A 23,547-nucleotide genomic window follows, 5' to 3' on the forward strand; every position below is an offset into this window, starting at 1 on the left:
GCCCTGACCAGGGAGTTCCCCCTCTGGGCAGGGCCGTGCGTGTGCTCCCGGGCCGTCTGTGGGCCGTCAGGGCATCAGGCCGCGCGCTTGAGCACGGCATCAATGGCCTTCCGCGTGCGCTCCCGACTGCTCGGCATCAGGTGGGCGTACACCCGTAGCGTCATCGCGGGGTCGGCGTGTCCCAGGTACTCGCTGACCGCTTTGATGTTCTCTCCCGCCTCCAGCAGCACCGAGGCGTAGAAGTGCCTGAGCGCGTGCATGCCGTGCTCCCGCGCCGCCTCCGGGTCTTCCCCCTCCTCGGGCTTTGGAAGGACGCCAGCGCTCACGAGAGCCGGTTTCCAGCACCGTGAGTTGAAGTCACCCCGCCGCACCACGGCACCACACGATCCGGTGAAGATCAGCGAATGCGTCACGAGGGGGCCGTCAAGCGTGCGCCACGGCAAGGTGACCTTGTCCGCCGGATACGTTCCCCTTCGCGACTTGAGCGCGTCAGCGACGATGGCGGGCAACGGAGTGTCGCGTTCCTTGCCGCCCTTCGGCGGTGCGAACACAGGGCGGCCCCGGATCAGCTTGATCTGACGTACGACGTGCAGGGTCTGTGCCTCGAAGTCCACCGCATCTTCGGCCAGGCCGAACACCTCCCCCTGCCGAAGCCCGCATCCGCCAGCCACGTCGGTCATCTCCCGGAAGCGCTCGGGGAGGGCAGAACGGACCGCCAGCACGCGTTCCGGGAGCCATGGCACGACGCGTTTGGCTTCCCGCGAGGGCGGCCGTACGGAACGCGCGCTGCACGGATTGCGGTTCAGGTAGCCGTCGTCAACTGCGGCCGTCAGAACGGCTCGTACGGTGCCGTAGATGTGCACTGCGTGGGAGCCAGGTACGCCACCTGCTTCCAGCTCCCGCAGCCACGTCCTGATGTGCTCAGGCTTGAAGGAGCCCAGCGGGCGGGACCCGAGAAAGGGCAGGGCGTGCAGGCGCAGGTACCGTTCCGCGCTGCTCTGCGTGGAGACATCCGTGGTCTGCCCGGCTAGCCAACGCTTCGAGTACTGCTGGAACGTGGTACGGCTGGCCTTCGGGTCGATGTACTGGCCGCGTGCCATGTCAGCTTCGATGTGGCTCAGCCACTGCTCGGCCAGACGCTTCTGGCGGTCCGGGAAGCTCTTGCTCTTCTCGGTCCCGTCGGGGCCGACGTAGCGAGCCCGGTAGCGCAGACCGGTGCCGTAGCGGTCGGTCTTGGTGCGGGTGGTCTTGCCACCGGCGGTCGTTTCGGTCTTGTACCAGCGGTCTTGGATGTGGCCTGCCACTTGAGTACTCCTCATGGAACGTGAGGCAGGGACGCGACCGGGGGCGGTGCGTCCCTGCCTGGGGCTGTGGAGGTTCAGTCGTCGTCTTGGTTGGAGCGGTCTTCGACCCAGGCACGGACTGTGGCGGGGTCGTAGCGCAGGTGCTTGCCGACGCGGAAGCCGGGCGGTCCGGTGCGCTTCTTGCGCCAGGCGTAGACGGTTTCGATGCTTTCCAGGGCGAACAGGGTCACCAGGTCTTCGGGGGTGAGGTAGCGGTCCGGGAGTCCGGCCCGCAGGGTGGTGCGTGGGTCGCTGGACGTATGCGTGGCCATGGCGGTGGGATTCCTCATGTCCGGTGGCACGTCTGGGAGAGGGGGCCCTCCCCCTGTCAGGTCCGCTACTTCCGCTACCTCCGCTACCGCCCTGGTCAGGGGCATGATCGAGGTAGCGGATAGGGGTAGCGGTAGCGGATGGGTGCCGCTACCGGCCGGGCGGGGGACACCGGGCCGGTAGCGGCAAAGCGGTGCGCGGTAGCGGATGAGTCCGGGCTTCCCGCTACCTGATCAAGGGCTCTGACCTGCCCGGTAGCGGAGGTAGCGGAAGTAGCGGACTTTCAGCGGGGGGTGGGCAGTAGCGCTGCCACGCGTCGTTCAGGTCGGTGGCGTAGTAGCCCTTGAGGACGGCTCCCCCGGCCTTGATATTGCGGGCCACGATGGGGGTGTTGTCGCCGGTCATGTACTCGCGCAGCATCCGTGACAGTCCCCGTGCGTCCAGGGGCTTGCCCCCCATGTCGGCCCACGGTGCCTCATCGAGACTGTGGAGCCGTTCCAGCACAGACACGGTGGGCAGGCGGTCGATGCCGTTGAGGACATGATCGCGAAGGTCGGTCAGCAGACGGATGCCGACGCTGCCCTTGTCGTCGGCTTTGGAGGCGTTGACCAGCTCGATGCAGGCGGCGCGGGCCCGCTTGGGCCAGTCCCCGCCCGCAGCGTCCGCCACAGTGATCAGCGGTTCCCACACGTCGGCGGGGCGGTCGGTGACCTCCTCCGGCATGGCAGGGAACGCCCCGTCGACCACATCCCGGACGCTGTCGGCCCACACAGCCAGGCGGTCTCGCAGGGCGTGCCCCTCGCCCTCGTGGACGCGCTGGCGGAACGGCTCGACCTTCTCGTTCCGGGCCCGGCGGCGCATGCGGATGATCACGGAGCGGGTGAGGATCGTGTCCGGCAGGGAGCCGAGTCCTGCGACCGCGACCGCGCAGAACGAGGGGAACTCCTGCACCTGCTGGTTCGCCCCGTCTCCGACGCACCGGTACATGACCCCGGAGCGGCGGTGTCCGGCGTTGAGGAAGCCCCGGAGCTGTTCGTTGTCCCCGGCTTTGGGGCCGAAGACGGTGTCGATCTCGTCGAACAGGATCGTCGGCCGCGCCGACATCCCCGACACAGCCCGGAACAGGGCTGAGGCGGACGCGTTCACCGCAACCATCGGGAACGGCGCGACAGTCTCTACGATCTCCAGCGCGCGGGACTTGCCCGAGGCCGGTTCGGGGGAGAGGAACGCCAGTCGCGGGGTGGCGTCGAAGCAGTCGAGCAGGTGGGCGTGCGCGTCCCACAGGACTACGGCGACGTAGGCGGCCTCGGAGGGGAAGACGTTGAAGCGGCGGTGGAAGGCTTCCACCTCGTTCAGCAGCGCGGCACCGTCGATGGCGGTCGTCATGCGGCGGCCCTCCCTTCGGCGGGGACGTGGGGCGTTCCGGTGCAGGTGGAGCGGTGGTAGGCGTAGTCGTCGACCAGCGCGGCCACGGCATCAGCGCCGGTGGCACTGGCGGTCTTGCCGCAGGCACACGCGTATGCGGCGGTGGGGGTGCTGGCGTAGCGCTTGGACCAGCGGGCCCCGTCGTAGTGATGGCGGTAGACGGGCGGCGCAGAGATGCAGATTCCGGGCCGCTCGGGTGTCGGGTCGGCGGGCGGGTGCGGGTCCGGGCAAAGGACTGAAAGGACGCCCTGACGGGCGACGACCTTCAAGGCGCCCACGGCCTTCTGTTGCGACGCCGGTTGGGCGGCGACCGGGTGGCTGGTGAGCTGAGTGAGGCTCTTCAGTGGGGGGCGTGGGGGGTGGCTCATGCGGCCCTCCGGGTCCTGTTGCGGGCAATGGACCAGTTCAGAGCGCTGCGGATCGTGGCCCGGCACTGCCGCTCAGACAGCCCCGTCGCCTCCCCCGCCGACTGAAGAGCCTCCTCCACCACTGATCGGGGAAGGTCGCCCCACGCGATGAACCGCCCCAGGGCTCGCGCCGCCGCAAGCAGCGTCACGTTCCGCTCGCCCTCCAGCGCCTCGTGCACGGAGGTGAGTTCGGCCCTCAGGGCGGCTTCCGCGTAGCGTGAGGCCCGAACCGAGGGCGTTGCGGGCAGAGCGGCGCGCGATGCCTTGCGGGGCGCCAGAAGGGCGTACAGCCACTCCGGGAGCGGCACCGGCTCGCGGGGGTCGGTGACCGTGTACGCGCCCGTGGCGGTGCGGCTGCCGGTGGCGGCCACGCAACCGCCCCATGCGCGGGTGTCGATGAGCTTGCCGAGCCTGCCCGCACTGTTGGGCAGACGGACGCCGGACGGGGCGGTGAAGTACAGGTGGCTCCCGCCGCTCGCAGTCCGCACCGTATGCGTCGTCGGCACGGCCTGTCCGGCGCGCTCGCAGAGCGCCCCAAAGGTCGTCACGCCGCAAGGCGTGTCCGCACTGCTTGTTCGCTTGGGCATGTCCAGATCGACGACGACCAGCCCAGAGGGGCCGGTGGCGATGCCGACGTTGAACGGGATGTCGGCCCAGGCCCGGCGGATGCGGTCCGGGTCGGTGGTCGCGCGGTCCTCCCACTTGCGGTGACCGCCCGCGCAGTCCCGCAGTCCGGGGCAGGCGTCCTCTCCGTGCAGGGCGGGGCGCTTGTCGCAGGGTCGCAGCGGGATGACGTGCCAGCCGCGTTCAGCGGCTTCCAGCGCCGCCGACAGCAGCGCGGAAGGAGGGTGATGCGTCATGCTGGATGCCTCCAGTTCGTTTGGGCGTGCTGGACGAGGGCGGCCCCGGACTTTGGCGAGACGGGGGCCGCCCTTGGCGTTGCTAGCTGTGGAAGTGGTTCCGTTTGAAGATCGCTTTGCGGATGTTGACCGTGGTTCCGTCGCCGTGGCGGGGTCCGAGGACCTGCGCGGCGATGAAGCCGCCGAAGATCACGGCGGCCAGGATGATGAGCTGGTGGATGAACGCGGCGAGCGCGGCGATGAAGCTCGTGAGCAGGAGCAGGCCGCCGCACACGGCGGCGAAGCCGACCCCACCGAGCGCGACGTTCACGGCCGTGCGGGACACGGCCGGTTTGGCGGCGAGCGGTTCGGGCTTGGCGGGTTCGATGGCGTAGCCGGTGACGATTCGCCCGTCCGGCAGGACGATGCTCGCCACCGCCGGAACGGCGCCGGGTTGCACGGGCACGAGCGGCGCCGCAACGGGCTGAATGGGAGTGGCGTAGTGGACTTCCACGGCCCGCTGTGCGGGCGCGTGGCCGGGGTGCTCGGGGTACATGCGGAATCCCTTCCGGGTGAAGGCAGGGAGGCAGGGGGACCCCTTGCCGGGGGCGTGCTGGAGGGGGTTTCGGGGGTGCTGACCTGCGGGCCTCCCTGACTCCCTGACAGATCATTCGCGCAGGTGAGAGGGAGGGAGGCGGGTCAGGGAGGGGGTCAGGGAGTTCTCCCTGCCTCCCTGACCCGCCGGGGTCCGGCTCCCTGATCTACGCGACAGAAGCGGAACCGTCTCCGTCGCGGTTGGCGAGCGCCCGGGAGACGCGGTCACGGCCGACGACCATGACGCCATCGGACTTGTACGGCTCGGCCCCGGTGCCGTCGAGAACGCGCTTGAGGTCGAGGAAGGACCACTTGCCGTAGGCGCCCGCGTTGAGGGCGGCGAGCCGGGCGAGAACATCCTTGGTCCGCACCCGATCGGCCGTCCCGACCACGGAGGCGATGTCGGCGAGCGGGTCAAACTTCTCGCCCCGCTCGATCGCGTGCAGGGTGGTGACGCCGTCGCGCAGGGCCTTGGCCCGGCCGGTGATGGCCTTGGCCGCGTCGTCGTCCACGAGGTGCGTGCGCACGGTGATGGATGCCTGTCCGGCGGGGATGGCGATGCCGTCGGACGCGACGACCAGCGTTCCCCGGTCGAGCCCCGGGCGGAGCAGGTTCGGGGCGGCGCCGCCGTCAACGGCCTTGTCCCCAAGCGCCATGCGGGCCTGGGACTCGGTGCCGAGCGCGAGGGAGGCCCGGGTGTGGGCGCCTTCGCGCACGAGCTTGGGCAGGTTTTCGTTGGTCGGGTCCTGGGTGCCCTGCCACATGAGGACGTTCACGGCCCGACCCTGATTGTGGATCTTCCGCACGGCCATGAAGTAGCGGGAGTTGGCCTTCGAGCCGCCGTAGGGGCGCTTTTCGTCGTCCTTGGCCGGGCACATGAACGCCACCTGCGCTTCGTCCACGAGCACGATGAGCGGCGGGAACACGGTCCCCTGGGGTGCCTGGATGCGTCGGTTCATTTCGTCCACGGCGCCTTCGACCATCTCGGTGACCTGGATGACGTGGTCGTCGGTCGGGCCCTGGATCAGGGTGGTGGCAAGGCCGTCGAACATGGCCCAGTCACCCACGCCCTTGAGGTCGCCCATCAGGAACTGAACCGACTTGTCCAGCGCCAGCCACAGGGCCAGCGACCGCAGGGCCACGGTCTTGCCCTGGTTCGAGAGTCCCGTGATCAGGAGGTGGCGCTGGTAGAGGCTGATGGCCGCCGCGTCGCCGCGCAGGTCCTGGCCCCAGGGGGCGCGGCCCTTGGCGTAGTCGGCGGTCATCGTCTCGTCCGTGACCAGCGGGGAGGGGCCGATCGGCTCGTCCAGCGCGCCACTGTCGGCGACCCACAGGCGGACCGTGCGGGCCGCCTCCGGGATGGTGATGAACACCTCGTGCTCGTGCCGGGAAAGGTTCTCCGCGAGCTTCCGCCGGCGGTTCTGCACCTCGATCGTCGACACCCCGGACGGGAGGGTGACGTCGACTTCCACGCCGCATCCGGCGATGCGGATCGGTCCGAGCATCGACGCCCCGGCGTCGCCCATTTCCTTGATGGCGTTGCGCAGTGCGGGCACGCCGAGGTCGCGCAGGGCCTTGACGACGATGGACGGGGTGATGGGCTCACCCTCACCGTTGCGGGCTCGCTCGGGCAGTGCCCAGTTGGGGGCGGCCTGCTGGTGCTGGCCCACGGCCCACAGGGCGAGCAGGGCCAGGAGGGGGCCGATGGTGAGCGCGGGTCCCCACACCACCTGAACGATGGTGATGAGCAGGTTGATGAAGTCCACTGTGGCCATCAGCGACGTGACGACCTGCGTTGCGTCCTTCGTCGCGGTCGCCATGACGACACCGAGGGCGACGAGCGAGCCGACGCCCATTCCGGTGCTCACGGCTACGCCCTTGGCCGCGTCGATGGGTGAGTGGAGGAGGTCCATGCGGCGGCGGTGGCGGGCGTCGCGGAAGCGCTGGCCGCGCTCTTCCCATTCCGCCGCGACCTCGTAGTTCCCGGCCGCTTCGGCGGCGCGCAGCATGCGTTCGTAGCGGGTGGCGGTGCGGCCCTCCCAGGTGCGGCGGGCCACGATGCGGGTGCCACCGATCACGTACATGCTGTGCCGGACCGCCAGCCGTCCAGCGGTGCGGGTGTTTTCGTGGGTGGCCGCAGCGCGCAGTGCCCGCCCGGAGCGCACCCACAGGGGCACAGACGGCTTCTCAGGGCCCGGCGATGCTAATGCAGCGTCCGGCACCCCAGAGGGTGCCACGGGGGCGCGTGCGGGGTTCTTGGTGAAGCGAACGACGTTGGAATCCATGGGTGTTGACTCCTGCCAGGGAAGGGGTGCGGGGAAGCGGGTGGGGACTACCACCAGCCGGAGGACTTCTTGGCTGCCTTCGCGCGGGCGGCTTCGGTCACGACGCGCTGCCGCTCCATCTGCAAGGCGGTGATCTCCGCGATCAGACGGGTTTCGGCGCTCTGCCAGGCGGTGTCCATGCGCTGGTCCGCCCGGTCGGTGCCGGTGCCCCTGTGCAGGCCGCGCGCTGTGGAGACGACCGCCCCCAGCACCGCCCGGCGCTCACGGCCGTTGAGCGGCCACAACTCCCGGTTCTGGACCGCCTGCAACTTGCGTTCGTTCTGCTGGATCTCCCGGTCAAGGCGCCGGGTGTCGGCCTTACCCATGCTTCGGCCCCCTCACTTGTCCTGGCCGAAGTCGGCGGCGGCCTGCCGGGCGGCGCCCGTGATGCCGTTCAGCAGCTCCGCCACACGGTCGAGCGGGACGTAGAGCATGCTGCTCCGCCCGCCCCCGGTGATCCGTACGGCCACGGCGGGCGCTGTACGGTCGGAGCCCTCACGCACGATGACAGGCTCGGCGGTCAGCGTCCCGTGGTCACCACTGGGGTTGTCGTTGACGAATCGGAAGACCATCGGTGTCCCTTTCAGGTCGGATAGGCGCAGGTCACGCACATGCCGAGCGAGCGCGGGATGCAGTACCCGGCATCGAGTCGGCACTCGGGGCAGGTGCGGCGGGCGAGCATCGCCAGCGCGAGCGCGCCCCACTTGCGGGCCGTCATCGGCCGCACCGGCAACGCCCGGTCCACGCGGTACAGGTAGGCCACGCTCACCCCGCCCGTGCGGCGCCGCGAGCGGCGCATGACCTGCGCGGCCACCGGCTGACCACCGGGCCGTAAGCCCTGTGCACGGAGCTGTCGGCGGGTGGCGTAGCCCTCGGGGGCGAGCCGCCACGGGAAGGTCGGGATGCCGTAGCGGGCGCCGGACGGGTCGAAGCACTTGCCGTACGCGGCGCCCATCACGCGGCCCGCTCAGCGAGCAGCACGTCCCGCAGACCGCGCGCCTTCTGGGCCGACGTGTGGACCGACTTGCGGATGCGGTCAGCCGTCAGATGGGCGTCCGGCCAGTCGGCCGACACCGCCCGCGCCTGCTCCAAAAGCTCATCCGGGGTGCGCTTGGGTCGGGGCGATCGTGCGATGTCGGGGACCCGACCGGTCGCCCGGCGCGGCCGAGACGAGTCGGCTGCCACCGCCGACGCGGACCGGGCCGGGGCCGGTGCGGTCGCGGGCAGCGGCTTGAGCGCAACGGTCGGCTTCAGGAAGCCGACCTGCACCGGACGCGGGATCGGCTTCCTGTTCACGACGACCGGTTCGGGAACGGATTCACCCTGGTCAGCCATCGACCGATTACTCACGTTCTCAGTCGTTTTCTCCGCATTCGCGATCGAGGCGGGCTGGTGATGGAGGACCTTGGCCACCAGATCGGACCCGAAGTAGATCGACCCGACCGGAAGCGACGTCGCCAGCAGCACGAGGGCCCAGTTCGCCGGGCCCCAGTCGGCCAGTCGACCCCAGTCGACCGCCCGGCCGTGCAGACCGGGCGCCAGGCCGTGCACATAGTTGAGAACCAGCGAGGCGGCGGTGTAGGTGCCCAGCACCCGCAGCGCGAACCGGCGGTCCTGACCCACGAGTACGAGGGTGGCGACCAGCGCCAGTGCCATCAGCCCGTCGACCACGACCGGGTAGAGCGTGGCGGCGGTCCGGTCGGCACCGACCGCACGGGCGATGTCCCGCAGCGCGTTCCACGAGACCCGGAACGCCATGGCGACCACGGCCACCAGCGCGAGCACGAGCAGGCTCTTGCCCCGGCGGGTCATGCCACACCACCCACGGCGACAAGAAGCCCGAGGGCAAGCAGGGCGCCGCCCGCCATGGTGGCATCGACGGCCCGGCGCAGCGTGGTGAACTTCTTCACCGCGATCCGGGACAGACCCGCGATGTCAGTCGCCAGGTCCACGGCCGCAACGGCCGTGATCTCCTGCGGGGTCAGGGCGGCCCACAATGGGAAGCCGTGACGGCCGCTCAGGTTCGGGCGGACCGAGCGCAGCAGCAGCCCGGCCGCACCCACCAGCACAGCCAGCCCGAGACTGCCCAGCACGTAGGCAGGCAGGGTGAGCGGGAGGTCGCGCGCCACGCTCCAGCTCCCGGCGAGCACCGCGCCGACGAATGCCAGCAACAGCGCAGCCTTGGAATCCGTCCGGGCGATCTCTGCCTTCACCTCGGCATGCGCCATGCACAGGCTCGTGTTGACGCTCATGCGGCACCGCCCGGCAGGGTCGTGCCGCTCGTGTGGTTGAGCAGGGCGACCCGCGCGGCCAGCGCCCGGCGCCGGGCGCGGCGGATACGGCGGGCGTCCAGCTCGTTCGGTGTGCGGTCCAGGGTCGTGATCTGCGCGTCCAGCAGGTCGACGTCCGCGAGGATCACGGGCATCTCGCGCTCGATCGCGTCCAGCTCCGCATCCGTGGGCTCGATCCAGTCCGCGAACGCCGTGACAGCGTCCTGAACTGTGGCAATGTGGTTCATGAGTCGTCTCTCTCCCTAGCAGGTAGTCACGGCTCAAGGCGGCCCCGGAGGTGCAACTCCGGGGCCGCGCGCCGTTGAGGTGGGTGGGGCAGGCTGGGCTACTTCGGGGTGACCGTGATGGTTCCGGTGGGCTCGTAGCCCCTGGAGCGCAAGCTGCGCTCGACCGCCTGCCTGGCGGCCTCCGGCGACGGCGCGCTCAGCGTGCCGCGAGCACTCGTGACCTCCCCGGGGGACAGGGTGTCGGCGAGCTCTTCCGCAGCGAAGTGGTACGTCGGCATGAGTTCTCCCACGGTTCTCGGATCGGATGGTCCGGCTCCCCTCAGCCCCGCCCGTACGACCACGCGGGCCGGACGGGCGGAGGAGGCAACCGGCCGCAACACGCGAAGCGCTGCGGAAGATCAGATGTGATGCGGATGTCTCCTTACGGGCCGATGGTTGAGCCGCCGACCCGGCGAAGGTGTATGGAGACGTGACCTTTCGGTCTCGAACCCTCCGGCTGACAAGGTGCCGGGACCCTCGGCCCGCTCTGTCCCGGGCCCCTGGTCGTGCAGGTAGTGCACTAAGCGGGATTACACCGCTTGCTCAACTTGTTGGTACAAGCTGATGCAGTGATGCTGCACCCACGGAGGGTGAGTCGTCAAGGGATCGGGGTCCACATGTACCAACAAGTTGCGCGAGTGCGTCATGATGAGGGCATGAGTAAGCAGCCGAAGTACCGTCAGGTGGCCGATGCGCTCCGCCGCGAGATCGACAACGGCACGTACGCCCCGGGGGCGCGGCTGCCATCAGAGAGTGAGCTGTCCGCCCGGTTCGACGCGTCCCGTAACACGGTGAGGTCGGGGTTGAACCTGCTGGTCACAGAGGGTTTGATCTCATCCAGTCAGGGGCTGGGCTATGAGGTGCGGTCGCACGAAGTCTTCGTGCTGAACGCGTCCCGCTTCGAGAACCTGGATCTCCCGCAGAACGGCGACGCGTACAGCACGGACGTGACAGCCGCCGGGCGTCGGCCGCATCAGACGTTCCGCGTAGAGGTCACCACGGCGCCGGAATACGTGGCCGAACGGCTTAAGGTCGGCGTCGGTGACACGGCGGTGCTTCGGTTCTGCCACCGGTTCGTGGACGACGTGCCGTGGTCCACACAGGCCACCCACTATCCGGAGTGGCTCGTGACCAAGGGGCCGCGCCTGACCGAGCCGGGAGACATCGCGGAGGGAACAACCCGCTATCTCGCGAGTCTCGGCATCGAGCAGATCGGGTACTTCGACGAGATCGCTACCCGCATGCCGACGCCGGAAGAGGCCCGGCTCCTGGAGATAGGAGCGGGGGTGCCAGTGCTCCTGTGGACGCGTACCGGCTACTCGGACAAGCGCCCGATCCGATGCACCATCACGACCTTCCGGGGAGACCTGAACCGGATGAACTACGAGATCGGTGACCTGTCCGCCCGAAGCGAGAACGAGCCCCAGTGATAATCACCCCCGCCCAGCCGGGCGACCTGTCCAAGCTGCTCGCCTTCCGAGAGGAGGCGGCGGCTTGGCTGAGGGAGCTCGGCAGCGACCAGTGGAGCCGTCCCTACCCGGCCGACCGCCTCCTGGCCGCCATCGAGAGCGGGACCGTGTTCATGGTCCGTGACGGAGACGCCACGGCTGCGACGATCACACTCACGCCGGAAGCAGAGGCGGGCCTCTGGACGGCCGACGAGCTGAGCGAGCCGTCGATGTTCATCAACAAGCTCACCGTGGCTCGCACGCACGCCGGGCAGAACGTCGGCGGCCGGTTGCTCGATTGGGCAGGGGACCGGGCGTACCGCGCGTCCGCGAAGTGGCTCCGGCTCGATGCCTGGACCACGAACGAGGGACTACAGCAGTACTACCTTCGACAGGGATTCGATCACGTCCGCACCGTGTTGGAAGGGGGAGCGGTCAACGGTGGCCCGCGTGTCTCGGGCTGGCTCGCCCAGCGTCCGACGCGTCCGGCCGATCACGGATTCACGGACCAGACGGCCGCCCCTGACCTCCTAGTCTTCCCGCGCTGATCAACGGCAGACGGCCCACGAGCCCGGGCCGTCTGTGGGCCGTCCGAGGACGGCCGACGACGACAAATGACGACAGGCGACGACCAGTACAGAATGCCTGAAGTCGATGTCAGGTAAGGGATAGTGGTGGTCGGTCGAACGGGTTGTTACAGCCTGATCACGTGATGGCATCGGGACGCACCGCCGGTCATTGAGGCACCCGCGCGCGTGCCATCATCGACCTCGATCGACCAGTGGAGTCCGAGTTGGGAGGGCGCGTGGCGATGGAGGCCGGCCCTCGCGACAGAGAGCACGGAACGCGGGACGAGTCCGCGCGACCGGGTCCTTCGGAAGTGACGGCAGTGTCGGAAGGGCCGGACGTGAGCGACGCCGGACGGGAGCCCGCCCTCGGCGACGCCCCGGAGCCGAGCCCCGCGGAGCTGAGCGTCGGCGCCCTGGGCCCGACCGTCCCCGGAGCCGTCGGGCTCACCCCCGACGGACCGCAGGACGACGGCATGCTCGCCGAGGGCGGCGAGGTCGAGGTCGAGATCCGCCCGCAGCGCAGGCTGCGGATCTGGCAGCTCGCACCCATCGTGATGCTCGCGGCCGTCGGCTCGCTGATGTTCGCCTTCCCGCTCGCCTTCGAGTTCGGCGACGGCGGCCCGGTCGTGGCGATGCTCGGACTCCTCATCAGCTGCTGCGCCGCCGGCTGGGGCATGATGGCCGCCCGCCGGGTCGGCCACACCTGGCCGGGGCTGCCCGCGCGCGGCTCCGGCGAGCGCCCCGACTGGCGCGTCATCGGGCTGTACGTGGCGGGTCTGGCCGTGGTGGTGGCGCTGGCCGTCGGGCGCGTCGCCCGGCTGCGCTGACCGCCACCGTCCCCGCTCCCGGCCCCTCGTCCCGGCGCCCCGGCCCGCTGTCCGTGGGCACCCGTACGATTGACCGCGTGAACACCACCGCGCCGCTCACCTTCCTCAAGGGCCACGGGACCGAGAACGACTTCGTGATCCTTCCGGACCCGGACAACGCAGTCGACCTGCCCGCCGCCACCGTCGCGCGCCTGTGCGACCGCCGGGCCGGCATCGGCGGCGACGGGCTGCTCCACGTCGTGCGCAGCGCCGCCCACCCCGAGGCGAAGGCCATGGCGGGCGAGGCCGAGTGGTTCATGGACTACCGCAACGCGGACGGCTCGATCGCCGAGATGTGCGGCAACGGTGTGCGGGTCTTCGCCGGGTACCTCCGGCGTGCCGGGCTCGTCGAGCGGGGCGACCTGGCCATCGCCACCCGGGGAGGGGTCAAGAGGGCCCACATCGCCAAGGGCGGCGACATCACGGTCTCCATGGGCCGCGCACGGCTGCCGCAGGAGAGCGTCACCGTGGCGGTGGACGGCCGCAGCTGGCCCACCCGCAACGTCAACATGGGCAATCCGCACGCGGTCGCCTTCGTCGAGGACCTGACCCACGCGGGCGAACTGCGCTCGGTCCCGGCGTACAGCCCGGAGGCCGTCTACCCGGAGGGTGTGAACATCGAGTTCGTCGTCGACCGGGGCCCGCGCCATGTGGCGATGCGGGTGTACGAGCGCGGCTCCGGCGAGACCCGCTCGTGCGGCACGGGCGCGTGCGCCGTGGCCGTCGCGGCGGCGCGCAGGGACGGCGTCGACCCGGCCGTCACCGGCGCCCCCGTGACGTACCGGGTGGACCTCCCGGGCGGGACCCTGGTCATCACGGAGTTCCCCGACGGCCGGATCGAGATGACCGGCCCCGCCGTCATCGTCGCCGAGGGCGTGATCGACCCGGCGCTCCTCGCGACGGTTGAAACGGCCCTGGCCTGAACCTTCGCTCGAATGGGTGATCCGGTTCACGCTGGGCGAGAGGCGGACTGCGCCACGTGGTGGGGTCGGTAGCATCAAGCACCGGCCCGGAGGGCACGCCTGCCTTTCCACCGCCGGTCGATGCCGCCGGAGGTGCCCCCATGAGTGCAGAGGCCACGAATCCTGACGCGCAGAGCCGCCGACGCGGCCTCCCCAGGATCGACCTCCGCAGGCTGGGCCGGGCCGCCGTGCTGGGCCCCACATCCCGCGACCGGCTGCCCGACGCCATCGGGCACGTCGCCGAGGCGCACCGGGCCCACCACCCCGACGCCGACCTGGCGGTGCTCCGACGCGCGTACGTGCTGGCGGAAACGTCCCATCGCGGCCAGTTCCGCAAGAGCGGCGAGCCCTACATCACGCATCCGCTGGCCGTCACCCTCATCCTCGCCGAACTCGGCGCCGAGACCACCACGTTGACCGCCTCGCTGCTCCACGACACCGTCGAGGACACCGAGGTGACGCTCGATCAGGTACGGGCGGAGTTCGGCGAGGAGGTCAGCTATCTGGTCGACGGCGTCACCAAACTGGAGAAGGTCGACTACGGGGCGGCGGCCGAACCCGAGACGTTCCGCAAGATGCTCGTCGCCACCGGCAACGACGTACGCGTCATGTCGATCAAACTCGCGGACCGGCTGCACAACATGCGCACCCTGGGCGTGATGCGCCCGGAGAAGCAGGCCAGGATCGCGAAAGTCACCCGTGACGTGCTGATCCCGCTGGCCGAACGGCTGGGCGTACAGGCCCTCAAGACCGAACTGGAGGACCTGGTCTTCGCCATCCTCCACCCCGAGGAGTACGAGCACACCCGGGCGCTGATCGCGGCCCACTCCGGCACCGAGGACCCGCTGACCACCATCGCGGACGGGGTGCGGGCCGTCCTGCGCGAGGCGGGCATCAGCGCCGAAGTCATGATCAGGCCACGGCACTTCGTCTCCGTCCACCGTGTCCAGCTCAAACGCGGGGAGCTGCGCGGCACCGACCTCGGCCGGCTGCTCGTCCTGGTCTCCGAGGACGCCGACTGCTACGCGGTCCTCGGCGAGCTGCACACCTGCTTCACGCCGGTGATCTCCGAGTTCAAGGACTTCATCGCCGCCCCCAAGTTCAACCTGTACCAGTCGCTGCACACGGCGGTGGCGAGCACCGACGGCGCGGTCGCCGAGGTCCTCATCCGCACCCACCAGATGCACAAGGTGGCCGAGGCCGGCGTCGTCGCGCTGGGCAATCCGTACGCCGGGGGCGGGCCCGGTGACGGCGCCGACCCGGCGGCCGACGAACGCGAGGACCCCACCCGCCCCGGCTGGCTCTCCCGCCTCCTGGACTGGCAGCAGAACGCACCGGACCCCGACACCTTCTGGTCCTCCCTGCGCGAGGAGCTCGCACAGGACCGCGAGATCACCGTCTTCGGCGCCGACGGCCGCACCCTCCCCCTGCCGGCCGGGGCGAGCTGTGTGGACGCCGCCTACGCCCAGTACGGCGAGGACGCCCACGGCTGCATCGGCGCGCGCGTCAACGGCCGTCTGGCGACGCTCAGCACCGTCCTGAGCGACGGCGACACCGTGCAGCTGCTGCTCGCCCAGGACGCCGCCTCCGGGCCCTCCCCGGACTGGCTCGACCACGCCAGGACCCCGGCCGCGCGGATCGCCATCACCGGCTGGCTCGCCGCCCACCCCGAAGGGGTCAAGGTCCCGGCCGCCGCACCCCGCCCGCAGGTCTCCGTCACCACCGACCGGCGCAGCGCCGCCAACGCCGTCACCGACCTGCCGGGCGCGACGGTACGGCTCGCGGGGTGCTGTACGCCGGTGCCGCCGGACGCGGTCACCGGCTTCGCGGTGCGCGGCGGCGCCGTGACCGTGCACCGCGAGGAGTGCCCGGCGGTCGCCCGGATGACGGCGCTGGGGCGGGCCAGGGTCGGGGTGCGCTGGGGCGACAGCGCCGCCTGCCGGGTCACGCTGGTCGCCGAGGCCTTCGGCCGGCCCCGGCTGCTCGCCGACCTCACCGAGGCAATCGCCACCGCGGGCGTCGCGATCGTCTCCGCCACCGTCGAACCCCCCAGCGAACAGCGGGTGCGGCACACCTACACCCTCCAGTTGTCCGACGCCGCCGAACTGCCCGGCCTCATGCGCGTGATGCGCGATGTACCCGGGGTGTACGACGTGAGCCGCGCGCAGCACCCGGCCGCGGCGGGCTGAGTCGACGGCCCGACGCTCGTTCGGGTGGAGGTGGTGCGCGTCGGCCCCGTCCTCGCGCGGCGGACTGGTAGCGGTAGGGCATGCTGCTCTCCTCACGCCGTGTGCGTGCCGCTCTGCTGGCCACCGCAGCCGCCTGTGTCCTGGCCGCCGCCCCGCCGCCGCCGGCCCCGGCCGGAATCGGCGACCCGCTCTTCCCGGGTCTGGGCAACCCGGGGTACGACGTCCTCGCGTACGACATCGGATTCACCTATCAGGGCGACAACAGCAAGCCCCTGGAGGCCGTGACCACCATCGACGCGCGCGTCACCGGGTGGCTGGAGCACATCAACCTCGACTTCGCGCGCGGCACCGTCCACGGCGTCGAGGTCAACGGCCAGGAGGCCGGGTTCGCGACCGCCGACGAGGACCTGGTGATCACTCCGCCCCGCCCGGTGTACCCGGGAGAGGAGCTGCGGATCACCGTCCGGCACACCAGCGACCCGGGCGCGGGCCAGGACGGCGGCTGGGTGCGCACCACCGACGGTCTCGTCATGGCCAACCAGGCCGACGCCGCCCATCGCGTCTTCCCGTGCAACGACCATCCCTCCGACAAGGCGATGTTCACCTTCCGGGTGGACGCCCCCGCGGAGTACACGGTCGTCGCCAACGGGCTGGAGACCGGCCGGACGCGGGCGGCGGCCCGGACCGTCTCCACGTACCGCACCGAACACCCGATGGCGACCGAGCTCGCCCAGGTGTCCATCGGGCGCTCGGCGGTGGTGCGCCAGGAGGGGCCGCACGGGCTGCCTCTGCGCGATGTCGTCCCGGCCGCCGACCGGCAGCGGCTGGCGCGCTGGCTGAGGAAGACCCCCGCCGAGATCACCTGGATGGAGAAGCAGGTCGGGCCGTACCCCTTCGAGACGTACGGCGTCCTCATCGCCGGCGCCGACACCGGGTTCGAGCTGGAGACCCAGACCCTGTCGCTCTTCGAGCGCTCGCTGTTCGTACGTCCCGGGTTCCCGGAGTGGTACGTGGACTCGGTGATGGTCCACGAGCTGGCGCACCACTGGTTCGGCGACAGCGTCTCCCCGCGCGCGTGGTCCGACCTCTGGCTCAACGAGGGGCACGCCACCTGGTACGAGGCGCGGTACGCCGAGGAGTACGGCAAGCGGTCGATGGAGACGCGGATGCGCGAGGCCTACCGCCGCTCCGACAGCTGGCGCGCCGCGGGCGGGCCGCCCGCCGCCCCCAAGCCGCCGGCCCCCGGGCAGAAGATCAGCATCTTCCGGCCGGTGGTCTACGACGGGAGCGCGCTGGTGCTGTACGCGCTGCGGCAGGAGATCGGGGTGGCGAGCTTCGGCGAGCTGGAGCGACGCTGGGTGAGCGAGCACCGGGACGGCACGGCCAGCACCGCCGACTTCGTCGACCTCGCATCCCAGGTCGCCGGACGCGATCTCGCGCCGTTCCTCCGGGGCTGGCTGTACGGGGCGAAGACGCCGCCCATGCCCGGCCACCCGGACTGGCAGGCCGCCGCGCCGGTCACGGGGCGCGTACCCGTACCCCGGCCGTAGGGCGGGACCCCCGCGGGCCCCGGAAAACCCGCGTGACGGCCCGGGCGGCACCGTGGGACCATCGTCGGGTCGGTACCGCTGCCGGGGCCGGATTCCGTTCGGGAATCTTTCGGGTCCACTACGCGTTGTGACCGGCATAAGCGCAACTCCAACGACGTAAGGATCCAATGACCTCCTCTTCATCCCCTTCCCAGGACGAGCAGAGCTTCGCGGAGAAGAACCGCACCGAGAGCCTTCGGGCCGATGCCCTGATGGAAGAGGACGTCGCCTGGAGCCACGAGATCGACGGCGAGCGGGACGGCGAGCAGCTCGACCGCTCCGAGCGCGCCGCCCTGCGGCGCGTGGCGGGCCTCTCCACCGAGCTGGAGGACGTCACCGAGGTCGAGTACCGCCAGCTGCGCCTGGAGCGCGTCGTGCTGGTGGGCGTCTGGACCACGGGGACGCTCAAGGACGCGGAGAACTCGCTGGCGGAGCTCGCGGCCCTCGCCGAGACGGCGGGCGCCATGGTGCTCGACGGCGTCTACCAGCGCCGCGACAAGCCCGACCCGGCCACCTACATCGGCTCCGGCAAGGCGCAGGAGCTGCGGGACATCGTCCTGGAGTCCGGCGCCGACACCGTCGTCTGCGACGGTGAGCTCAGCCCCGGCCAGCTGATCCATCTGGAAGACGTCGTCAAGGTGAAGGTGGTCGACCGGACCGCCCTGATCCTCGACATCTTCGCCCAGCACGCCAAGTCCCGTGAGGGCAAGGCGCAGGTCTCGCTGGCCCAGATGCAGTACATGCTGCCCAGGCTGCGCGGCTGGGGCCAGTCGCTGTCCCGTCAGATGGGTGGTGGCGGTTCCGGTTCGTCCGGCGGCGGCATGGCCACCCGTGGTCCCGGTGAGACCAAGATCGAGACGGACCGGCGCCGCATTCGCGAGAAGATGGCGAAGATGCGCCGGGAGATCGCGGAGATGAAGACCGGCCGCGAGATCAAGCGCCAGGAGCGCCGTCGCAACAAGGTCCCCTCGGTCGCGATCGCGGGATACACCAACGCCGGCAAGTCCTCGCTGCTCAACCGTCTCACGGGCGCGGGCGTACTGGTGGAGAACTCGCTGTTCGCCACCCTCGACCCGACCGTGCGCCGGGCCGAGACGCCCAGCGGGCGGCTCTACACCCTGGCCGACACCGTCGGGTTCGTCCGGCACCTCCCGCACCACCTGGTCGAGGCGTTCCGCTCCACCATGGAGGAGGTCGGCGACTCCGATCTGATCCTGCACGTGGTGGACGGCTCGCACCCGGCCCCGGAGGAGCAGCTGGCCGCCGTGCGCGAGGTCATCCGCGACGTGGGCGCGGTCGACGTGCCCGAGATCGTGGTGATCAACAAGGCGGACGCGGCCGACCCGCTGGTCCTCCAGCGCCTGCTGCGGATCGAGAAGCACTCCATCGCGGTCTCCGCGCGTACGGGCATGGGCATCGAGCAGCTGCTCGGCATCATCGACGCCGAACTGCCGCGCCCGGAGGTCGAGATCGAGGCCCTCGTGCCGTACACGCAGGGACAGCTGATCTCGCGGGCGCACGCCGAGGGCGAGGTCATCTCCGAGGAGCACACCCCGGAGGGCACGCTGCTCAAGGCGCGGGTGCACGAGGTGCTGGCGGCGGAGCTCGCTCCGTTCGTTCCGGCCAAGCACTGACCGCGCGCGCGGGCCGGGCAGCGACCGGTCCGCGCGCACGGACGAACCAAGGCCCGCCCCCTCCGTACGAGGGGGCGGGCCTTGGTCGTCAAAAGCTGTCAGGCGTCAGCGGTCGGTCCTACCGGCCGCCGTACTTCTGGCTCATCTGCGTGAAGATCTGCTGGGCGCCGGGGCCCAGCTGCGGTCCGGCCAGCCAGCCCGAGGTGACCGGGCCGATCGAGGTGTTGGAGACCAGCTCCGCCTTGCCGCTGCTGCCGGTGATGAACCAGCCGCCGCCCGAGGAGCCGCCGGTCATGGTGCAGCCGATGCGGTACATCGCGGGCGTACCGGGGGCGATCGAGAGCCGGCCGGGGCGGTCGACGCACTTGAACATCTGCAGGCCGTCGTACGGCGGCGCCGCCGGATAGCCCCAGGCGCCCATCGCGGAGACGGAGTGCGCGGCGGGCGTCGAGAAGTTGACGGTCAGCGCGTTGCCGACGGTCTCCTCGAGCGACTTGGTGCCGCGCTCCGGCTTCACATGCAGCACGGCGTAGTCGTACGGGGCGCCGGTGCCGCCGGTGGGACCGCCACCGTTGATCCACTCACCGGAGGTGGAGGCCCAGTCGGCCCAGTAGGCGCCGTAGGGGGCGATCTCCTGCGAGTCGGCGGTGCGCAGCTGCGCGGCCGACTTGCCCTGGTCGTTGTAGGCCGGGACGAAGGCGATGTTGCGGTACCAGCCGCCCTGGGCGCCCGAGTGGACGCAGTGGCCGGCGGTCCAGACGAGGTTGGACTTGCCGGGGTGGGCGGGGTCCTTCACGACGGTGCCCGAGCACACCATGGAGCCCTTGGGGGAGTCGAAGAAGACCTTGCCGACCGGGGCGGCGTAGTTGTGGTACGGCAGGCTCTCGGCCTTGGCCTTGACCGGCCGGGGCTCCGGGTCGCTGATGCCGGGGTCGCCGTTGACGTCACCGGCGGCCATGGTCTTCTGCGGGTCCTTGGCGGACTTCATCCGCTCGGGCTTCCACAGTCCGGCGATGACCGGGTTGGCGAAGTCCCTGGCCTCACGGAGCCAGGTGGACTTGTCCCAGTTCTTCCACTCGCCGTTCTTCCACTTGTCGAGGTCGACACCGTGCTTCTTGAGGGCGCCGGCGACGTCGTCGGGAAGTCCCTGGCCGTCCCTGCCCGGGGCGGTGCTCGACGCGGACGGCTTGCTGTCCGCGCCGTCGTCGCCGGGGCCGCACGCGGTGGCCGTCAGCGCGAGTGCCGCCGCGAGGCCCGTGGAGGCCAGCAGCGGACGTATGGATCGCATGGAAACGATTCCCCCTGAGATTGCTCGTACTTTGTTCTGCGGCGCACGCCCGGCGGCACGCCGGATCAGCGTGCCGCCATGGGCATGTCATATGGAGGAACGGGGTCTTCCGGAACCGCCGTTCCGCAGCCCCCACTATGCCGGTAGCACGTGGGGGACTCGCACACAGGTCCGGGAGCTCTCGTGGAGAGCTCCCGGACCCGGAGAGCCTAGCGGCCCGCGTACTTGGTGCTGACCGAGTCGTACACGCCCTTGGCCTCGGGGCCCAGCCGCGGACCCGCCAGCCAGCCGGCCGTCACCGGGCCGATGGAGGTGTTGGAGACCAGCGCGGGCTTGCCGTCGGCGCCCGCCGCGATCCAGCCGCCGCCGGAGGAGCCGCCGGTCATGGTGCAGCCCAGGCGGTACATCGTCGGGGCGCCGGCGTCGAGCGAGAGACGGCCCGGCCTGTCCTTGCACTGGTACAGCTTCTGGCCGTCGTACGGCGGGGCGGCCGGGTAGCCGTTCGCCGTCATGCTCGCGATCTTCGGCACGGCCGGGGCGTTGAAGTCCACCGGCAGGGCCGCGCCCACGGTCTCCTCCAGGGACTTGCCGCCCTTGCCCTTCTCCGGGGTGACGTGGAGCACCGCGAAGTCGTACGGCGCGCCCTGGCCGCCGGTCGGGCCGCCGCCCTGGATCCACTGCTGCGAGGTCTGCGCCCAGTCCGCCCAGAACACGCCGTACGGCGCTATCTGCTGCCGGGTCGCCTTGCGCAACTGCGCGAGCGGCATATCGGCGTTGTTGTACGAGGGGACGAAGGCGATGTTGCGGTACCAGCCGCCCTTGGCGCCCGCGTGGACGCAGTGGCCCGCCGTCCAGACCATGTTGGACTTGCCGGGGTGCGCCGGGTCCTTCACGACGGTCGCGGAGCAGACCATCGAGCCCTCGGGACCGTCGAAGAAGAGCTTGCCGAGCTCCGGCAGGCTCTCGTGGTACGGAGCCTTCTGGGCGCGCGCCCTGACCGGCTTCGGGGTCGGGTCCGTCACGCCCTTGTCGCCCGAGATGTCGTTGGGGACGGGCTTCTGCGGGGGCTTCTCGGCCTTGCGCATCCGGTCCGGGTCCCACAGGTCCTGGATGATCGGGTTGACGAAGTCCCTGGCCTCACGGAGCCACTTGGACTTGTCCCAGTTCTTCCACTCGCCGTTCTTCCACTTGTCCGGGTCGATGCCGTGCTTCTTGAGCCGGTCCTTGATGTCGTCCGGGATCTGGAGGCCGTCGTCGCCGCTCGTCGCCGAAGCGGTCGGCTTGCCGTCGGCCTTGTCGTCGCCGCCCGGACCGCACGCGGTGGCGGTCAGGGCGAGAGCGGCCGTGAGGCCGAGCGCGGCCAGCACCGGGGAGGTGCGGCGGTGCGCGCCCCTCCCACCACGTGCCGCGGAGTTCGGACGTGTCGGTCGCATGTTCTTGATCCCCCTGGGACTTCGGTACTGAGACTGCTGATGCGCGGTGCAGCGACCTCCGCTCCACCGCCTGTTGCCACGGGAGCGGACCGCCGGCCCGCTGAAAGCCTTCGGTCCACCCCGCCCCGGCCGAAAAGCACCGGCCGAAGCGCGGCCCCCACTATGCCGGTGCCGGTTGGGACGGTGTGCGGCAGGGCCGCGGTTCCGGTTCGCAAGGATCTTCGCCATTGCCCGTGATCCCCGGCCCCCCGCGTCGTTGGTACGTACGGGGGACACCGCGCCAGCCTTCAGCCCCGCCGTTCGCACCGGGCAACGGACGTGCCACGGAACCGTCACAGGCTCCCGGCACGGCTGGCACGCACAGCGCAGAGCCCACCGTGGGAGGACCAGAACTCGTGGCCGTGACCGAATCCGCGCCGGTACCCCCGGCCGAGCTTCCGACCACACCGCCGCGGACCCCGCCCGCCCACGAGGGCATCCTGCGGCGGCAGTCCCTGCGGGAGTCGGCCGCGCGGACGTACGCCCGCTCGATGCCGATCGTGCCCGTGCGGGCCCGCGGGCTGACCATCGAAGGGGCCGACGGGCGGCGCTACCTCGACTGCCTGGCGGGCGCGGGCACCCTGGCCCTCGGCCACAACCACCCGGTCGTGCTCGAAGCCGTCCGCAAGGTCCTCGACTCCGGTGCCCCGCTGCACGCGCTCGACCTGGCCACCCCCATCAAGGACGCCTTCACCACCGAGCTGTTCACCAGCCTGCCGGGCGCGCTGGCCGACCGCGCGCGGATCCAGTTCTGCAGCCCGGCCGGCACCGACGCGGTCGAGGCCGCGCTGAAGCTGGTCCGCACCGCGACCGGCCGCGGCGGACTGCTCGCCTTCACCGGGGCGTACCACGGCATGACGGCCGGCGCCCTCGACGCCTCGGGCGGCGCCTCCACCGCCCGGGTCACCCGGCTGCCCTACCCGCTCGACTACCGCTGTCCGTACGGCGTGGGCGGCGAGCGCGGCGCCGAACTCGCCGCCCGCTGGACCGAGAGCCTGCTCGACGACCCCAAGGGCGGGGTGCCCGCCCCGGCCGCGATGATCGTCGAGCCGGTGCAGGGGGAGGGCGGTGTGAACCCGGCGCCCGACTCCTGGATGCGCCGGATGAGGGAGATCACCGCCGCCCGCTCCATCCCGCTCATCGCCGACGAGGTGCAGACCGGCGTCGGGCGCACCGGCGCCTTCTGGGCCGTCGAGCACAGCGGGATCGTCCCCGATGTGATGGTGCTGTCCAAGGCCATCGGCGGCTCCCTGCCGCTCGCCGTGATCGTCTACCGCGACGACCTCGACGTCTGGGAGCCCGGCGCCCACGCGGGCACCTTCCGCGGCAACCAGCTCGCCATGGCCGCGGGCACCGCGACCCTCGCCTACGTCCGGGAGAACCGGCTCGCCGAACGCGCGGCCCTGCTCGGCGCCCGGATGCTCGCCCGGCTCCAGGGCCTGGCCGCCGACCACCGCAGCATCGGCGACGTCCGCGGCCGGGGCCTGATGATCGGCGTGGAGCTCGTCGACCCCGAGCAGGAGGACCCCCGCACCGGCACCGCGACCGCCGCGCCCGAGCTGGCCACCGCGGTTCGGCGGGAGTGCCTGCGCCGCGGCCTCATCGTCGAACTCGGCGGCCGGCACTCCAGCGTCGTACGCCTGCTGCCCCCCCTCACCCTCACCGACGAACAGGCGGTCGCCGTCCTCGACCGGCTGGCCGACGCCCTCGCCGCCGCGGAGCGCGCGGCCCGTCACCGCAACCACACCGGGCCGTCCCGCTGACCCCCGGT

24 protein-coding genes are annotated in these 23,547 nt (G+C 71.1%); 8 read left to right on the forward strand and 16 right to left on the reverse strand.

All coding sequences use genetic code 11. The annotated features are described in order from the left end of the window. Positions 1-74: 74 nt before the first annotated feature. The 14 genes from ACZ5ID_RS00210 to ACZ5ID_RS00275 form a co-directional block, all read right to left on the reverse strand. Positions 75-1,304, reverse strand: a complete 1,230-nt coding sequence (locus ACZ5ID_RS00210) for a tyrosine-type recombinase/integrase (protein ID WP_468891970.1) — start codon at positions 1,302-1,304, stop codon at positions 75-77. A 74-nt stretch (positions 1,305-1,378) separates the two neighbouring features. Continuing rightward, on the reverse strand, positions 1,379-1,615 hold the full coding sequence (locus ACZ5ID_RS00215; protein WP_468891972.1) for a helix-turn-helix transcriptional regulator: 237 nt from the start codon (positions 1,613-1,615) through the stop codon (positions 1,379-1,381). A gap of 223 nt (positions 1,616-1,838) precedes the next feature. Then, a complete protein-coding gene (locus tag ACZ5ID_RS00220; RefSeq protein WP_468891974.1) occupies positions 1,839-2,999 on the reverse strand; it encodes a DUF3631 domain-containing protein in 1,161 nt (386 codons plus the stop codon). Continuing rightward, complete coding sequence (locus ACZ5ID_RS00225; RefSeq protein WP_468891976.1) at positions 2,996-3,406, reverse strand: hypothetical protein; 411 nt, start codon at positions 3,404-3,406, stop codon at positions 2,996-2,998. Before ACZ5ID_RS00225 ends, ACZ5ID_RS00220 begins: the two co-directional genes overlap by 4 nt. Continuing rightward, complete coding sequence (locus tag ACZ5ID_RS00230) at positions 3,403-4,305, reverse strand: bifunctional DNA primase/polymerase (protein WP_468891978.1); 903 nt, start codon at positions 4,303-4,305, stop codon at positions 3,403-3,405. Before ACZ5ID_RS00230 ends, ACZ5ID_RS00225 begins: the two co-directional genes overlap by 4 nt. Before the next feature lie 82 nt (positions 4,306-4,387). Beyond that, positions 4,388-4,840, reverse strand: coding sequence for a hypothetical protein (locus tag ACZ5ID_RS00235; protein ID WP_468891980.1), 453 nt, complete (start codon positions 4,838-4,840; stop codon positions 4,388-4,390). A gap of 205 nt (positions 4,841-5,045) precedes the next feature. After that, complete coding sequence (locus ACZ5ID_RS00240) at positions 5,046-7,163, reverse strand: FtsK/SpoIIIE domain-containing protein (protein WP_468891982.1); 2,118 nt, start codon at positions 7,161-7,163, stop codon at positions 5,046-5,048. A 47-nt stretch (positions 7,164-7,210) separates the two neighbouring features. Further along, entirely contained in the window at positions 7,211-7,528 is a 318-nt protein-coding gene (locus ACZ5ID_RS00245; protein WP_468891983.1) for a hypothetical protein, read from the reverse strand. A 12-nt stretch (positions 7,529-7,540) separates the two neighbouring features. Continuing rightward, entirely contained in the window at positions 7,541-7,774 is a 234-nt protein-coding gene (locus ACZ5ID_RS00250) for a hypothetical protein (RefSeq protein ID WP_468891985.1), read from the reverse strand. Positions 7,775-7,785: 11 nt separating this feature from the next. Then, positions 7,786-8,157, reverse strand: a complete 372-nt coding sequence (locus ACZ5ID_RS00255; protein ID WP_468891986.1) for an RRQRL motif-containing zinc-binding protein — start codon at positions 8,155-8,157, stop codon at positions 7,786-7,788. After that, complete coding sequence (locus ACZ5ID_RS00260; RefSeq protein ID WP_468891988.1) at positions 8,157-9,014, reverse strand: DUF2637 domain-containing protein; 858 nt, start codon at positions 9,012-9,014, stop codon at positions 8,157-8,159. Before ACZ5ID_RS00260 ends, ACZ5ID_RS00255 begins: the two co-directional genes overlap by 1 nt. Further along, complete coding sequence (locus ACZ5ID_RS00265) at positions 9,011-9,454, reverse strand: Pycsar system effector family protein (RefSeq protein ID WP_468891990.1); 444 nt, start codon at positions 9,452-9,454, stop codon at positions 9,011-9,013. The genes ACZ5ID_RS00260 and ACZ5ID_RS00265 overlap by 4 nt, the downstream gene beginning before the upstream one ends. After that, complete coding sequence (locus tag ACZ5ID_RS00270) at positions 9,451-9,720, reverse strand: DUF6284 family protein (RefSeq protein WP_468891991.1); 270 nt, start codon at positions 9,718-9,720, stop codon at positions 9,451-9,453. The genes ACZ5ID_RS00265 and ACZ5ID_RS00270 overlap by 4 nt, the downstream gene beginning before the upstream one ends. 98 nt (positions 9,721-9,818) lie before the next feature. Next, positions 9,819-9,998 carry a hypothetical protein gene (locus ACZ5ID_RS00275; protein WP_468891992.1) on the reverse strand — a complete coding sequence of 60 codons (180 nt, stop codon included), beginning with the start codon at positions 9,996-9,998 and terminating at the stop codon, positions 9,819-9,821. Positions 9,999-10,415: 417 nt separating this feature from the next. Between ACZ5ID_RS00275 and ACZ5ID_RS00280 the strand changes: the two genes are divergently transcribed. The 7 genes from ACZ5ID_RS00280 to hflX all read left to right on the forward strand — a co-directional run bounded on the left by ACZ5ID_RS00280 (position 10,416) and on the right by hflX (position 19,016). Next, positions 10,416-11,189, forward strand: coding sequence for a GntR family transcriptional regulator (locus ACZ5ID_RS00280; RefSeq protein WP_468891994.1), 774 nt, complete (start codon positions 10,416-10,418; stop codon positions 11,187-11,189). Continuing rightward, positions 11,186-11,755, forward strand: a complete 570-nt coding sequence (locus ACZ5ID_RS00285; RefSeq protein ID WP_468891996.1) for a GNAT family N-acetyltransferase — start codon at positions 11,186-11,188, stop codon at positions 11,753-11,755. The genes ACZ5ID_RS00280 and ACZ5ID_RS00285 overlap by 4 nt, the downstream gene beginning before the upstream one ends. 263 nt (positions 11,756-12,018) lie before the next feature. Beyond that, positions 12,019-12,603 (forward strand): hypothetical protein, encoded by a 585-nt coding sequence (locus ACZ5ID_RS00290; RefSeq protein WP_468893122.1) that lies wholly within the window; start codon positions 12,019-12,021, stop codon positions 12,601-12,603. A gap of 77 nt (positions 12,604-12,680) precedes the next feature. After that, a complete protein-coding gene (gene dapF, locus ACZ5ID_RS00295) occupies positions 12,681-13,565 on the forward strand; it encodes a diaminopimelate epimerase (protein ID WP_468891998.1) in 885 nt (294 codons plus the stop codon). 140 nt (positions 13,566-13,705) lie between these two features. Further along, a complete protein-coding gene (locus ACZ5ID_RS00300; RefSeq protein WP_468892000.1) occupies positions 13,706-15,793 on the forward strand; it encodes a RelA/SpoT family protein in 2,088 nt (695 codons plus the stop codon). Between the two features lie 80 nt (positions 15,794-15,873). Further along, positions 15,874-17,343: a M1 family metallopeptidase gene (locus tag ACZ5ID_RS00305; protein ID WP_468892002.1), complete on the forward strand. Its 1,470-nt coding sequence runs from the start codon at positions 15,874-15,876 to the stop codon at positions 17,341-17,343. A gap of 167 nt (positions 17,344-17,510) precedes the next feature. Beyond that, entirely contained in the window at positions 17,511-19,016 is a 1,506-nt protein-coding gene (hflX, locus tag ACZ5ID_RS00310; RefSeq protein ID WP_468892004.1) for a GTPase HflX, read from the forward strand. Between the two features lie 118 nt (positions 19,017-19,134). Here the strand turns inward: hflX and ACZ5ID_RS00315 are convergent, their stop codons facing one another. Continuing rightward, positions 19,135-20,304 carry a trypsin-like serine peptidase gene (locus ACZ5ID_RS00315; protein WP_468892006.1) on the reverse strand — a complete coding sequence of 390 codons (1,170 nt, stop codon included), beginning with the start codon at positions 20,302-20,304 and terminating at the stop codon, positions 19,135-19,137. A gap of 209 nt (positions 20,305-20,513) precedes the next feature. After that, on the reverse strand, positions 20,514-21,737 hold the full coding sequence (locus tag ACZ5ID_RS00320; protein ID WP_468892007.1) for a trypsin-like serine peptidase: 1,224 nt from the start codon (positions 21,735-21,737) through the stop codon (positions 20,514-20,516). A gap of 395 nt (positions 21,738-22,132) precedes the next feature. On the opposite strand from ACZ5ID_RS00320, the gene ACZ5ID_RS00325 reads away from it, so the two are divergent. Next, on the forward strand, positions 22,133-23,539 hold the full coding sequence (locus ACZ5ID_RS00325; protein WP_468892009.1) for a diaminobutyrate--2-oxoglutarate transaminase family protein: 1,407 nt from the start codon (positions 22,133-22,135) through the stop codon (positions 23,537-23,539). Positions 23,540-23,547 lie beyond the last annotated feature (8 nt).

It is taken from the genome of Streptomyces sp. NPDC031670 (assembly GCF_055580545.1).